This window comes from Haloferax sp. Atlit-6N (assembly GCF_003383195.1).
GTDB classification, from domain to species: Archaea; Halobacteriota; Halobacteria; order Halobacteriales; family Haloferacaceae; genus Haloferax; species Haloferax gibbonsii.
In genome coordinates this window covers 1-449 of sequence record NZ_QEQJ01000357.1, presented here as the reverse complement: position 1 = coordinate 449, position 449 = coordinate 1, and the positions used below count along the sequence as shown (strand labels likewise).

General features: G+C 56.6%; 2 pseudogenes. Both read right to left on the bottom strand.

What is annotated here, in order from left to right:
- Positions 1 to 288, bottom strand: a pseudogene (locus tag DEQ92_RS22740) (gas vesicle protein GvpC); the annotation flags it as partial.
- A 76-nt stretch (positions 289 to 364) separates the two neighbouring features.
- A pseudogene (locus DEQ92_RS22735) lies at positions 365 to 449 on the bottom strand (gas vesicle protein); the annotation flags it as partial.

The following is a 449-nucleotide window of genomic DNA, read 5'->3' as shown; positions in this document are numbered from 1 at the left end:
TGTCGCGAAAATGTCGGCATACGCGTCGAAGGCGTCGCGTCGGTCAGCAACCGACGTATGGAAGTGCTCGACGTCGGCGGCGAATTCCTCACTGTATGCACGAAACGCATCGTTAGTGCTGTTCATCTCCGTCCGCAGGGTATCAATCCCATCGACGAGTTCGCTTACGTCTCGTTTATCGTCAACATCGGCAGCGAACTCGTCGGCATAGGCCGCGAACGCTTGCTGTACTTCCGCGAATTCCTCGCGGGTGGCGGTCATCTTTTCACGTTTGTCTTTGACACTCATAGTGGGTTCGAAAAATCGGTCGAGTAGCGTTACTTACAACCCCTGCGTCTCCGTTACGCACCGCAGAGGCGAGCTATCAGGCCTCAGGCGTAGGTGCCGCCTCGGCACCAGCGGTGAGTTCTGCTTGTTCGATCTTGGCGATTTCTTCGGCGTAGTGGAGG